The organism is Streptosporangium sp. NPDC087985 (genome assembly GCF_044741965.1).
Lineage (GTDB): Bacteria > Actinomycetota > Actinomycetes > Streptosporangiales > Streptosporangiaceae > Streptosporangium.
Genome location: NZ_JBIUTQ010000016.1, coordinates 117,470 through 129,333, shown reverse-complemented (window position 1 = coordinate 129,333; position 11,864 = coordinate 117,470). Strand labels below are relative to the sequence as shown.

Genomic DNA, 11,864 nt, shown 5'->3' with positions numbered 1-11,864 from the left:
GCGGTCCTGCACAGACGGCCGGGCTCTGGGCAATGACCTTCAGAGGATTGGCGGGCGCCCCAGGCGCGTCATCCTCCACACCGTGCGCCACTTCATCGGCTTGCGCGGGCCGCACGGCGTCCGCACACCCTCGGTGAAACCGCCCCACCATGCTCTGAGGCCGGTCAAGGACCGGATACGCGCCATGGTGAGGAAGATCCACATGCCGAGATAGACCGGGACCAAGGGAACAGGGAGTCGGCGGCGGGCGAGCCACACCCGGTTCCGGGCAGTGAACCGGTAGTAGACCGCATGCCGGGCCGGCGACGTATTCGGATGCTGGAGGACGAGCTCGGGTTCGTACAGGATCTTCCACCCCGCGTCGAGCGCACGCCAGGCCAGGTCGGACTCCTCGTGCCCGAAGAAGAACTCCGACGGCCACAGGCCGATCTCGTTGAGCATGGGCATCGAGAAGGCATGTCCGCCACCGAGGAACGCGGTCACCAGGCCGCGGCGCATTGGATCGTCAGCACGCAGCCGAGGCACCCAGCGCCGCTCCGTATGCCCATGTTCGTCAGCGACCCGGAACCCGATGATCCCCAGCCTGGGGTCCGCCGCGAACAACTGCTGGACCTTGCGGAACACGTCGTCGGCAATGAGCAGGCCGTCGTCGTCCAGCTCGATGACGACGTCGGCCTCGCCCGCCTCGCGCAGCACCTTCAGCCCGACGTTGCGGCCTCCCGGGCAGCCCAGGTTCTCGTCAAGCGGGACTTTGGTGACGTTCGCCGATACGTCTACGTCGGTGAGGGGCGTCGCGTTGCCGATCAGCACCACTCTCGCCGCAGGAGCATCCTGCTTCTCCACCGAGGCGAGCAGAGCCTCCAGCTCCCGCGGGCGAGTGCCCATCGTCACGATGACGACTCCGAGGCGCGGCAACGGCATAGCGGCAAACTCCAGTAGTCGGCGAAGATGCCGATGCTAGCCGTGAACGGAGCCCCTTCCGCACGTCACACACATGCCTGCGAGGTGTCTCTCCTGGTCAAACGGCATGAGCCCTGTCGACATCTACGGCGCGGCCAAGGACCTCGGCCCGCAGACAATTGGGGACGTGTATGGGCAGATCGTGACGTGGGCACAGTCCGGTGAGCTCACCTTCGAGGTGGAAAAGGTTCCGCTTAGCGACATCGAGACCGTTTGGCAACGGACTGTCCTCAGGGGCAAGCGACTCGTCGTGGTGCCGTGACCGGCTGGCCGGACAGCGACGGCCCAGTGCGCCCGGCGCACCTGTTGGTGGCCAGGACGCTACGCGGTCGACGCCGCCGAGCTCTGACCCGGCTGACGCTGGAAGCTGTACGCCCGTTCGACCTTGGCCACATGGACGGCAAACGACTCATACCAGCGCTCGCGGCCCTCGGCACGAGTCGCGGCATGCGCGATGTGATCACGCCAGGCCTGGATCGATTCCTCATCTCGCCAGTACGACACGGTGATCCCCAGCCCGTCCGGCCCGCGCACTGAGTCGACGCCGAGAAATCCCGGCTGGTCCGCGGCGAGCTTGATCATTTCAGCGGCGCGCTCTCCGTAGCCGTTGTCACCGGTGGTGCGCACCGAGGTGAACACCACGGCGTAGTAGGGCGGCTCCGGCACCGCGGCTGGGGCCAGGTCGGTCATGAGGACACTCCAGCGTTCGACAGCTTGATACTCGCCTAACGATCTCACGCACGGATCGCGAGGCCCAAGCAAGGTGCGCAGTGCCAACCAGCGTGCTCACTCTTGTGGCCGCCTACCTGCTCCGCAGTGATCCCGGGCTGGTGAACGAAACGATCTGGATACGCGGCGCGATCGTCGCCCTCACCTCTATGCGGATGCTCGCCTCCGTCGTCGGCGCCGCCCGCGGCCGCCACCGGGCATATCTACGGATCGAAGTCGTTGCGGAGGTGGATCAGAGCTCGAACGCGGGCGGGTCGAAGCGGACGCGCCGGTTGAGCCGGCCTCCTCGCACGTGTCCGGCCGAGGTCTCACATCAGTCGATTTCAAAGTGTAGTTGACTGATTACAGGGTATTGGTTGGCGCGGCAGGTCATTGTGGTAGGTGCGACGTGGGTTCCCATTGTGCACTTTTGAGGATTCGGCGGACGACGGGAGCGGCGATGTCCTCCTCCTTAGGGCGGGCGGTGTGAGAGGCCTGCCTCATCATGTGGCGTGCGTCATGGACGGGAACGGCCGGTGGGCCGCACAGCGGTCGCTGCCCCGCACCGCGGGGCATCAGGCGGCCGAGGCCGCCGTGATCGATGTCATCGAGGCGGCCCACACGGCCGGCGTTGAGTGGCTGAGCCTGTACGCCTTCTCCACCGAGAACTGGCGGCGCCCGGCCGCCGAGGTCGACGTCCTGCTGCGGTTGGTGCGGCGCGTCATCCGGACACACGCCCTGGCACTGCACACGCGCGGGATCCGATGCCGCTTCCTGGGGGTCACCGACCCGCGGATCCCGCTGCCGCTGGCCCGAGACATCGCTGACTTGATGGTGCTGACCCGCGACAACCGGCGGATGACGTTGACGGTGGCGTTCGATCACGGCGGACGCCGCGACATCGTCGAGGCCGCCCGGTCGCTGATCCGCGACGGGGTGCCGCCCGAGCAGGTCACCGAGGAGAGTTTCGCCCGTCATCTGCCCCACCCCGACCTGCCGGAGGTGGACCTGGTCATCCGCACCTCCGGGGAACAGCGAATCTCCAACTTCATGCTCTGGCAGGTGGCCTACGCCGAATGGGTCTTCCCCCGCGTGCTGTGGCCGGACTTCCGCGCCGAGCACTTCTGGGAATGCCTGGACGCCTACCGACGGCGGGACCGCCGGTTCGGCGGCGTACAGGTACCGACCGCGACAGGAAAGGGACTTTGATGATCGACGCCGCACCCGCTGGGACCGACGACGGCATCACGCCCGCGGACCCCGCCGACCCGCTCGGCCCGGGATCGATGCTCTACCAGTTGTCCCACCAGACGCGCTGGGGACTGGTGACAACCCGAGCCATCGTCCTGGAGGCCGCGCACCCGCAGATCGGCGCGGCGCTGATCACCAACTCGACCTTCGTCGCGCACCCCTGGCGGCGGCTGCACAACACCGTGCTCAGCGCACAGCGAATGGTCAACCCCGACAAGCGGGTGCGACAGCGGGAAGCGGCCCGGCTCAACCGCCTGCACGCGCGCATCACCGGCACCGACGCCGAGGGCCGCCCGTTCAACGCGGCAGATCCCGAGGCGCGCGCCTGGGTGGTGGCGACGCTGTTCGAGTCCACGGTCATGATGTGCCGGCTGAGTGGCGAGTCCCTCGATGGCCCCACCTTGGACCGGCTGTACTCCGAGTTCCGGGCGTTCCTCGCCCTGATGGACCCCGACGGAGGGAAGCTTCCGCCCACGCTGCGGGAGTTCTGGCGCTATTACGAATTCATGATCGAGGAACGGCTGGAAAACACCGAAGCGGTCCACATCATCCTCGACCGCCTGTTCACGCAGGTACCCGCTCCTCCCCTGCTACGCGACCGTCCGGCCGTGTGGGCGGCGGGCAGGGCACTCATCGGCCCCGTGGCCACCGCGATCACCGTGGCATCGCTGCCCGAGCCGTTTCGCGTACGGCTGGGGCTTCCCGAGCTGCCGGGCACACGCACTTTGACTCACACCGCCTACCTGTCCACAAGGCTCGCGACGCAATTGCTGCCGGAGGCGTGGACACGGCTGGACACGGTCATGGCCATGCTCGACCCGACGTACACTCCTCAACCGGGCAGCGACGCGCTGGCAGGGCTGCGCCGCGGCGTGGCGAAGGCGGGGGCGCTCCTCCGCCTCCTCACGCCCGCCCCGAGGACGGCCGCCACCGACGACTCGACGCTACGGTCCGCCTCACGGTTCTTCTCCGAGGTCCTGGACCAGACCGGCAACGGCTACCTCGACTGGCCCGACCTCGCCGCGATGGCCCGGGAAATCGCCACCCGTCTCGACCTGGACACCCAGGACGAGGACCGCCTGTTCACCGCCTTCGCCGACTGGTGGCGAGAGCTGCAGAAAGACCTGGACACCGACGGCGACGGACGCATCTCCGCCCACGAGTACGCTGCGGCGGCCGCCGCCATGACCAGCTCCGCCCTCATCAGGGTCGCCGAGGTCCTGTTCGACGTCACCGATACGGACCACAACCGGATCATCGACGCGCGAGAGTACCGGGTTCTCTTCCACACAGCGTTCAATCGCGACGTGGGCGACGGCGGCGATGCCGACGACGGTGACGAGCGACTGACCCGTGCCGAGTTCGTCCGCCGGTTCCTGAACTTCATGGCCGGCCGGTGGCACTCAGACGCCTACGACCGGTTGTTCGCCCAATCCTGACCGGATCGCGGCCTCGCTGGACGGGATGTCGCTCCGGGCCGCGATGTCAACCGCCAGATGCCGGGGGTGCTTATAGGAGGGGCACCGGCCGGCGGCCTGACCGGACCGGATCAGAACGCCGACATCATCCGATCAGCTCCAAAGCGAGGTCGTGGAGCCGTTCGGCGGCGTGCGGGTCGAAGCGCGGGTCGTCCATGCTGATCCCGGTTCCAGAGACGCCTGTCCCTGTCGGCGGGGACCTTTGGAGAGGAATCGTCGTGGGGCACGTTGAGGTCGGGCAGCCCACATGCAGGCCATGACCCCCATGAACTGCCCAGGCTGACTGGATCCGGGTCCTTATCTTCGACTGCGGGTGCAAGGCGGTCGAGGATGGTAGGCATTCAGTAGGTTCTTGAGGAAGGCTTTCACGCGGCCACGGTGTCTCGATAGATGGCTTCACGTAGCTTCGTGGTATGGGCTTAACAGTAGATATATCGTATCTACCCACGGTCGATTCGAGGGCGAATCACCCTCTTAACCGTTCTGCTCGCCGTGCTCATCTCTGGCTCTTATGGTGGCGATCACGGGCACCATGATTCAGTAAGTGATCGCTGATATGGATCGCCCTGTGGCCGCCCGTGGCCACCGGAAGGGTCCGTTATCCCCGATGATGCGCTCGCGTATCGGACGCACATACAACTCGGGCGACGACGCCGAGGCCCCGGACAAGCCGCTCGCCGAGATCGAGACCGGTTTTATCGGCATCCCATACGCCATCCTGAACACCGCGTGCAACGCCCTCCATGCCGATCACACCGACATGCCGCTGACGCCCGAGGCGGCATGGCGAGCACTTCAGCACCGTTGAGGACCGCTCTCCGCATGGAAATGGAGCTTGGATGACGACCATTCTGCAGCGGCTGTGCGTTCTCGGCACAGCGGTGTTCTGCTCTTTCGGCATGGTCGCGTGCGGAGTGCAGCCGCACACGTCTCACGTGGATGGGGAGTCAGCGTTCGCACGGGAGATGGCCACGAGCATGAAACGGATGAACGACGGCATGACCGCCGCGGCGATGACCGGCGATCCCGATCATGACTTCTCCGCCATGATGATCCCGCACCATCAGGGCGCCGTCGACATGGCCAGGGCAGAGCTGGTACACGGTAGCGACCCGGTTCTGCGACGGCTGGCTCAAGAGATCATCGTCACCCAGCAGCAGGAAATCGATGTCATGCGCCGCCGACTGGCGGTATCGCGATCGACAGCATCGCCCCCCGGCACTCCGCAAGCCACCGCACCGCAGCCGACCGCCTCGCCCGCCCGGAGCGCGGCCGAACCGATACCCGTCACCAGCCAGGATCGGGTCTACACCGCCGACCAGACCTCGAACACCGTTTCCGTGATCGATCCCAGCTCGAATAGGCTGCTGGGCGTCATTCGCCTCGGCGACACCGTGCCCGGCGCGCTGAGCCCGTTGTACAAAGGCCAGTTGCTCGTGCACGGAATGGGCTTCTCACCCGACCACCGGACCCTGGCGGTGGTGTCCATCGCGTCCAACTCGGTCACTCTGATCGACACGGCGACCAACGCCGTCAAAGGCGTCGTCTACATCGGCCGCTCGCCGCACGAGGCGTTCTTCACGCCCGACGGCAGGGAGGTCTGGGCGACAGTCCGCGGTGAGAACTACGTCTCCGTGATCGATCCGGTGAAGATGCGTGAGACACGCCGGGTGGAGACCGCCAACGGGCCCGGCATGGTGCTGTTCCACCCGGACGGACGGTATGCCTACGTGCCCTCCAGCTTCACTCCCGAAGTGAACGTGGTGGACACGCGGACGTATAAGGTCGTCGCCCGCGTCCCACAGGTCAGCCCGTTCTCGCCGAATCTGGCTGTGAGCCGGGACGGGACGGAGGTGTGGTTCACGCTCAAGGACTCCGGCAAGACGCAGGTGATGAGCGGCGAGCCGCCCTTCCGTATCCTTGCCACACTGGACACCGGCCCCATCACCAACCACGTCACCACCGTGGACAACGTCAACGGCAAATTCGCCTACGTGACGGTGGGCGGGGAGAACACCGTGAAGGTCTATCGCCGAGGCGAAAGCCCGAAGCTGGTCGCCACCATCCCCGTCGGCGACCTGCCCCACGGCGTCTGGGGATCCGGCGACGGGACGCGGGTCTACGTCGGCCTGGAGAACCGGGACGCGGTCACGGCGATCGACACGCTCACGAACAAGGTCCTCACGACGATTCCCATCGGTCAGCAGCCGCAGGCACTCGTTTACGTCCCGCAGGCCGTGCCCTCCGGCGCCGGCACGTCCAATCTGGTGCCGCTGGGTAGGGCTGGCAAGGCCAGTCACCTCTTCCTGGCAGCCCCGGAAGGAGGCCGGGGACACGCGACGGTCTCCCTCAATTCGATGGGCCCGCTGGACACGTTGCAAATCGCGGCGTCGGGCCTGGATCCGCAGAAGGGCTACACGCTCTGGCTGGTGTCCTCCCGAACCGAGCCATTCGAGCGGAAAGAAGCGCTCACCACATTCAAGGCGAACGTGGCCGGGGCGCAGATCGCTCAGGCCATCGGCCCGTTGAGAGAGGCTCTCACGCCCGAGAACGCGCAACGGGGCCACCAGAGGTACCTGCTGGTCACCGAAGAAGGCAGCGACACGCCGGTACTCGTCCAGAAGACTCCCTGAACCTGAATCCACCGAGCCGATCATCTGCGTCCCGGCACGGGTCGCCCGTCACGGCCGCGGGCATCTCACCCTGCACCTGCCGTACCCGGCGGAAATCGGGATGCCGGTGAGTGAAGACGGCGGGTACGCTGCGCGGGGACCTTTGGAGGGGAATCGTCGTGGCGCACGTTGAGGTTGGCCAGCCCGCATGCAAGCTATAACCCCCATGGCTTTCGGTGGGTCGGCTACCGCTCCGTCTGGAGGATCTCCATCGCTTGGAGTACATCAGTGACGACGTGATCCGCGCCGTGATCCTGACCGGTCGAGGTGCCGCGGTCGATCCAGATCGTGCGCAGCCCGGCTGCCCGCCCTCCGGCTATGTCGGCAGTGAGGTTGTCGCCGATCATCCAGCCGTCCTCGGCAAGCGTGGTCACGGCACAGCGCTTGGCAGCGATCTCGAACAGAGCGACGTCGGGCTTGCGGATGCCTTCGGCTCCCGACAGCGCTTCCGCTGGATCTTGCCGAGATCGCGACCCGCCAACCGGAAGCCGCGAGCATCCGCATACGCAGCAGAACGTAGGCGTCACCCGGCGCGCCCGGGGCGGACCAAGCCGGACTCGTAGGCAAAGACGACCAACTGCGCGCGGTCGCGCGCGGTGAGCTTCACCATGGCCCGGGAGACATGCGTGCGGGCGGTCGCCGGACTGATCACCAGCTGCTCGGCGATCTCATCGTTGGACAGGCCTCGGCCGACCAACGCGACGATCTCCCGTTCTCTGCCGGTGAGCAGGCCCAAGGCTCGCGCGGAAGGCCCTGTCGGCGACGGGCCGGACGCGAACGCCGCGACCAACCTGCGCGCGGCTTGCGGGGCGAGAAGGCTGTCACCGGCCGCGGCCACCCGGATCCCGCGCAGCAGCTCGGCCGGTTCTGCGTCCTTGAGCAGGAATCCAGCCGCGCCCGCCTTGATCGCCTCGAATACCAACTCGTCCTCGTCGTATGTGGTGAGCACAAGCACCCGTACGCCGGACATGTTCGGGTCCGCCGCGATCACTCGAGTGGCCTCCAGCCCGTCCATCACCGGCATCTGGATGTCCATCACGATCACGTCAGGACGCTGGGCGCGAGCGGCGGCAACCGCCTGCCACCCGTCCCCGGCCTCCGCGACCACCTCCAGATCCTGCTCGGCCGTCAGCAGCGCGCGCAGCCCGGCGCGGATCATGACCTGGTCGTCGGCGAGCACGACCCGCAGCACGCTCACCCCGTCCCCCTCAGCGGCAGACGGGCATGGAGGGTGAACCCGGTACCAGGCACCGCTCCCGCACGCATCTCACCGCTCACCGCGCTGACACGCTCGGCCATTCCCCGCAACCCGTGACCAGGAGGGCCGACCGGCCCCGCGGCACTCACGCCGTCGTCCGTCACATCGATCTCCAGCCAGCCGGCGACACACTTGAGACGGGCCCGAGCGTGAGCACCGTCCCCCGCATGGCGCATCACATTGGTCAGCGCCTCCTGCACCACTCGATAGGCGGTGGAGCCGATCACCTCGGGAACCGCCCGGTCATCGAGATCGATTTCCGCTTCAACGCTCAAACCGCTCCCTCGCGCAGTCGCAATCAACTCCTCCAGGTCAGCCAGACCCGGTGCCGCCTTCTCGTCTGGCTTCCGGACCACAGCCAGCGCGGCGCGGGCCTGCGCCAGAGCGTCGGTGCTGATCTGCCGGATCCCGCGCAACGCTTCACGCGCCTGCTCCGGCTGCCGGTCCACGAGATGCAGCCCGACGCCGGCCTGCAGGCTGATCGAGGCCAGGCTGTGGGACAGCACGTCATGCAACTCCCGGGCGATCCGCAGCCGTTCCTGCACAGCCCGAGCTGCGGCCTCCCGCTCCATAAGCCGTCGGCGGGTGTGTGCTAACCGTGCGGCGACCACCGCCACAACCGCCCACACCACCGCCACAGCGAGCATCCTGACCGGGTCCCAGCCTTCCGGCGGCCCCGTGGCGACCGCTGTCGCCGCACCGCCAACCGCGGCGAGCGGAATCCACAACCTCGCCCTGCTGACCTCCGAGACCAGTACCAGCAGACCGGCGAACGCGCCCAGGTACACCGGCCAGCCGGCGAACTGCATCCCCAGGTAGGTCGCCGCGGCGCCCACCGCGAGCGTGAAGGACAGCAACGGCGCCACCCGCCGTACGGCAAGCGCGGACCCGGAGAGCACCAGCAGCGCCGCCCCGAGGGCGGTTACTGGCCGGGCCTCGGGCTGGACCACACGAGCCACGGCCGACACCGCGACCATGAATGCAGACAGCATCACCGCCGCGGTCACATCCCAGGCGGGCACAGCACGCATAGCAGAAGAGTAGACCTTCCGCTCTGCCGGGAGACGCCCTCGCCGCCGCTCCCACACCGGCAGGGCCGGTCGGTGTGGGCGCTGGATTTGCTCACCGCGCGGGATGGGAGGTCGTCGCTCTGGCGGCCCGGGGGTTGTCCAACGAGGAGATCGCCGATCGGCTTGCGATCAGTCCCGCAACCTCCCGTACCCACGTCTCCCGGGCAATGGTCAAACTCACCGCCCGCGATCGCGCGCAGTTGGTCGTCTTTGCCTACGAGTCCGGCTTGGTCCACCCCGGCCACACCAGTTGACCTGCGCGGTTTCCTCCCGGATACGTTCAGCAACGTACGCTGGGATCCCTGGATACCTGGGACCACGTAGGTGAAGTGCCGCTGGGCAGCCGACGACGTGACCCATGGCCGAGCGGGAAGCTACTGGCAGCAGCGCGGCTGCGATCTCTCCCAAACTCGTCGTTGTGAAGTCGGCGTTTCCCAGGAGGTACCGGAAATGATTCCTTCCGCGTTCGGGCGCTCATCCCGGCCGATGACCCTGAATGAGCACACATTGGATTCGTCCACCCCGGACGAGAATTCTTCCGAGAAAATGCCCGGATATGAGCGGCTATGGCGGCTTGTCTTGGCGGTGGCGATCATCGGCGGACCGCTCGGTTACGCCGTCGGTAGCATCCTCATCTCGACCGTCCACGAGGACGGAGCGACGAGCATCGCGGCCAACGCCGCCACGAATCCGATCACCAACACCGTGCACCTGGTCGCGTACATCCTCGCCTCTTTCCTGCTCCCTCTCGGAGCGGTCGGCCTCGCGCAGCTCGCCTATGCCCGCGTGCCGTGGCTGGCCACGATCGGCGGGCTGCTCGCGGTGGTGGGCTGGCTGCCGTTCTCGGCCCTGACCGCCCTGGACGACCTCATGAGGGCCATGGCGCAGCTCCCAGGCAGCGGTTCCTACGCCGTGCTACTGGACCAGTTCGCGAACGATGTGGTGATGGGCGGATATCTCCTGATTTACATCGTCGGGCACCTGGTGGCCTACGTGTTGCTCGCTATCGCGCTGCGCCGAGCCAGAGTCATCCCGAGATGGGCGGCCTGGTCCATGATGGCCAGCAGCCCCCTGACGGTCGCCGTCTTCGTGTTGCCAGGCCGTCCCCTTGTCCTGGGTGATGTCGCACTGACCCTGCTCGTGATCGGCAGCATCCCCGCAGCCCGAGCCATGGTTGCTCGCAACCGTCTCTCCAACTCGTAACAGGGATGTGTGCGACATCCGCGCACTCGAGACAGGGCCGCGCCCGGACCATTCCAGGCATGGCCCGGTCTGTCCGCTCCTTGGAATACATAATGGGTGTGCCGACTGGCTGCTAGGAGCCCCCCGCAGAGACTCGCCGTGCCCAGGACGGGGAGACACGGCGATCGAGGCCCGTGACTACTTCCACGCCCCTGTCGGGGCTGCGGCACGCGCGGCGGTTCAGCAGTGCCGGGACGCTCTGGTCGGCTTTGAGAGCGCTGCTTTGCACGCTGACACCGCTGGATTCCAGTCGCCCATTCGCGGTGGCCAAGGGCGGACCTCCGACGACGCGACAACCAAGGAGTAACGCATGTGGTGGGACATCGCAGTCGGTATCGCCATCGCACTGTTGGCAACTTGGCTCCTGTTGATCGTCGTGCTGATCATCGTTCGACCCGAAGCTGGTCTCTTGAAGGAAGCCCTGCGGATCCTGCCGGATCTGTTACGGCTTCTGCGTCGTCTGGCAGGTGACAAGACCCTGCCACGTGGTGTTCGAGTTCGGCTCGCCTTGTTGATGGTGTACCTGGCGATTCCGTTCGACCTCGTTCCTGACTTCATCCCTGTCCTGGGCTACGTCGACGATGCCATCATCGTTACCGCCGCTCTTCGCAGTGTCGTTCGTCGTGCCGGCCTGCATGCTGTGCGGCAACATTGGCCCGGTACCGAGGATGGATTTACAGCCCTCTGCCGGCTGACCGGCATCATGGCGCCCGGGACGACACGAGGAGCCGACGAACCCGCCGACAGCTGAGTCGGATGCAGCGGTGTACTGAGGAGCCCGGCGGCCTCCATAGGCGCTTACCGCCGCCGTCACATACGGCGACAGATCATGGGCCAAGCTCACCAGATCCCCGCTCATCCTCAGCCCTTCTCTAGGCGAACGACGACCCCCGACGGCACGCACCCGGCACACCTCATCGTTGATGACTCTAATTATCCAGCCCCGATCAACGCGCACAAAGCGTCGACTTCGATCCACCCTGCGTCATCCAAAGAGGCTTCTGGCGGGCTGCATGACAGTGGAGGAGCCCGCGACGGCCGTACGCGTCATCGACGATCCCGGCGTGACGGTTTACCCGGTCGGTGCCGACCATCTGGAGCGGCCTGACCTCGCCCGGTCACCGAGGCCGATCGTGAAGCCGGTCACGGGCTCCGGTCCGGTGTGAACGTGCGGCGCTGTGACGGCGGAAAACGAAATGTCCAAAAGAACAGGTGGCGGGTACCC

General features: G+C 66.7%; 13 protein-coding genes and 1 pseudogene. 9 read left to right on the top strand and 5 right to left on the bottom strand.

Features of this window, described 5'->3' with window-relative positions:
• Positions 1-39 precede the first annotated feature (39 nt).
• Entirely contained in the window at positions 40-921 is an 882-nt protein-coding gene (locus tag ACIN94_RS25130; RefSeq protein ID WP_400710520.1) for a glycosyltransferase family 2 protein, read from the bottom strand.
• A gap of 106 nt (positions 922-1,027) precedes the next feature.
• Between ACIN94_RS25130 and ACIN94_RS25125 the strand changes: the two genes are divergently transcribed.
• Positions 1,028-1,222 carry a hypothetical protein gene (locus ACIN94_RS25125; protein ID WP_400710517.1) on the top strand — a complete coding sequence of 65 codons (195 nt, stop codon included), beginning with the start codon at positions 1,028-1,030 and terminating at the stop codon, positions 1,220-1,222.
• Positions 1,223-1,281: 59 nt separating this feature from the next.
• Here the strand turns inward: ACIN94_RS25125 and ACIN94_RS25120 are convergent, their stop codons facing one another.
• Entirely contained in the window at positions 1,282-1,650 is a 369-nt protein-coding gene (locus tag ACIN94_RS25120; protein ID WP_400710514.1) for an antibiotic biosynthesis monooxygenase family protein, read from the bottom strand.
• Between the two features lie 504 nt (positions 1,651-2,154).
• Between ACIN94_RS25120 and uppS the strand changes: the two genes are divergently transcribed.
• The 4 genes from uppS to ACIN94_RS25100 all read left to right on the top strand — a co-directional run bounded on the left by uppS (position 2,155) and on the right by ACIN94_RS25100 (position 7,030).
• The gene (uppS, locus tag ACIN94_RS25115; RefSeq protein ID WP_400710511.1) at positions 2,155-2,877 is read left to right on the top strand and encodes a polyprenyl diphosphate synthase; all 723 of its coding nucleotides are present in this window, start codon (positions 2,155-2,157) and stop codon (positions 2,875-2,877) included.
• Positions 2,877-4,358, top strand: coding sequence for an oxygenase MpaB family protein (locus tag ACIN94_RS25110; RefSeq protein WP_400710508.1), 1,482 nt, complete (start codon positions 2,877-2,879; stop codon positions 4,356-4,358). The genes uppS and ACIN94_RS25110 overlap by 1 nt, the downstream gene beginning before the upstream one ends.
• Before the next feature lie 583 nt (positions 4,359-4,941).
• Positions 4,942-5,205 (top strand): hypothetical protein, encoded by a 264-nt coding sequence (locus ACIN94_RS25105; RefSeq protein WP_400710505.1) that lies wholly within the window; start codon positions 4,942-4,944, stop codon positions 5,203-5,205.
• 31 nt (positions 5,206-5,236) lie between these two features.
• Positions 5,237-7,030, top strand: coding sequence for a DUF305 domain-containing protein (locus ACIN94_RS25100; RefSeq protein WP_400710502.1), 1,794 nt, complete (start codon positions 5,237-5,239; stop codon positions 7,028-7,030).
• Between the two features lie 224 nt (positions 7,031-7,254).
• Here ACIN94_RS25100 and ACIN94_RS25095 read toward each other — a convergent pair whose 3' ends face one another.
• From ACIN94_RS25095 to ACIN94_RS25085, 3 genes are read right to left on the bottom strand one after another with little or no spacing between them, the layout of a single operon-like run.
• Positions 7,255-7,596: an HAD family hydrolase gene (locus ACIN94_RS25095; protein WP_400710499.1), complete on the bottom strand. Its 342-nt coding sequence runs from the start codon at positions 7,594-7,596 to the stop codon at positions 7,255-7,257.
• Complete coding sequence (locus ACIN94_RS25090; protein WP_400710612.1) at positions 7,593-8,261, bottom strand: response regulator; 669 nt, start codon at positions 8,259-8,261, stop codon at positions 7,593-7,595. The genes ACIN94_RS25095 and ACIN94_RS25090 overlap by 4 nt, the downstream gene beginning before the upstream one ends.
• A gap of 2 nt (positions 8,262-8,263) precedes the next feature.
• On the bottom strand, positions 8,264-9,358 hold the full coding sequence (locus tag ACIN94_RS25085; protein WP_400710496.1) for a sensor histidine kinase: 1,095 nt from the start codon (positions 9,356-9,358) through the stop codon (positions 8,264-8,266).
• Between the two features lie 107 nt (positions 9,359-9,465).
• Between ACIN94_RS25085 and ACIN94_RS25080 the strand changes: the two are divergent.
• From ACIN94_RS25080 to ACIN94_RS25065, 4 genes and pseudogenes are all read left to right on the top strand, one after another.
• Positions 9,466-9,651, top strand: a pseudogene (locus ACIN94_RS25080) (response regulator transcription factor); the annotation flags it as partial.
• Positions 9,652-9,976: 325 nt separating this feature from the next.
• On the top strand, positions 9,977-10,600 hold the full coding sequence (locus ACIN94_RS25075; RefSeq protein ID WP_400710493.1) for a hypothetical protein: 624 nt from the start codon (positions 9,977-9,979) through the stop codon (positions 10,598-10,600).
• Positions 10,601-10,949: 349 nt separating this feature from the next.
• Positions 10,950-11,390 carry a YkvA family protein gene (locus tag ACIN94_RS25070; RefSeq protein WP_400710490.1) on the top strand — a complete coding sequence of 147 codons (441 nt, stop codon included), beginning with the start codon at positions 10,950-10,952 and terminating at the stop codon, positions 11,388-11,390.
• A gap of 262 nt (positions 11,391-11,652) precedes the next feature.
• On the top strand, positions 11,653-11,805 hold the full coding sequence (locus tag ACIN94_RS25065) for a hypothetical protein (protein WP_400710487.1): 153 nt from the start codon (positions 11,653-11,655) through the stop codon (positions 11,803-11,805).
• Positions 11,806-11,864 lie beyond the last annotated feature (59 nt).

What these genes read in the sequence shown, in the direction of transcription:
- ACIN94_RS25130 (WP_400710520.1), bottom strand. Translation starts at nt 921, where the DNA reads ATGCCGTTGCCGCGCCTCGGAGTCGTCATCGTGACGATGGGCACTCGC.
- ACIN94_RS25125 (WP_400710517.1), top strand. Translation starts at nt 1,028, where the DNA reads ATGAGCCCTGTCGACATCTACGGCGCGGCCAAGGACCTCGGCCCGCAG.
- ACIN94_RS25120 (WP_400710514.1), bottom strand. Translation starts at nt 1,650, where the DNA reads ATGACCGACCTGGCCCCAGCCGCGGTGCCGGAGCCGCCCTACTACGCC.
- ACIN94_RS25110 (WP_400710508.1), top strand. Translation starts at nt 2,877, where the DNA reads ATGATCGACGCCGCACCCGCTGGGACCGACGACGGCATCACGCCCGCG.
- ACIN94_RS25100 (WP_400710502.1), top strand. Translation starts at nt 5,237, where the DNA reads ATGACGACCATTCTGCAGCGGCTGTGCGTTCTCGGCACAGCGGTGTTC.
- ACIN94_RS25085 (WP_400710496.1), bottom strand. Translation starts at nt 9,358, where the DNA reads ATGCGTGCTGTGCCCGCCTGGGATGTGACCGCGGCGGTGATGCTGTCT.
- ACIN94_RS25070 (WP_400710490.1), top strand. Translation starts at nt 10,950, where the DNA reads ATGTGGTGGGACATCGCAGTCGGTATCGCCATCGCACTGTTGGCAACT.
- ACIN94_RS25065 (WP_400710487.1), top strand. Translation starts at nt 11,653, where the DNA reads ATGACAGTGGAGGAGCCCGCGACGGCCGTACGCGTCATCGACGATCCC.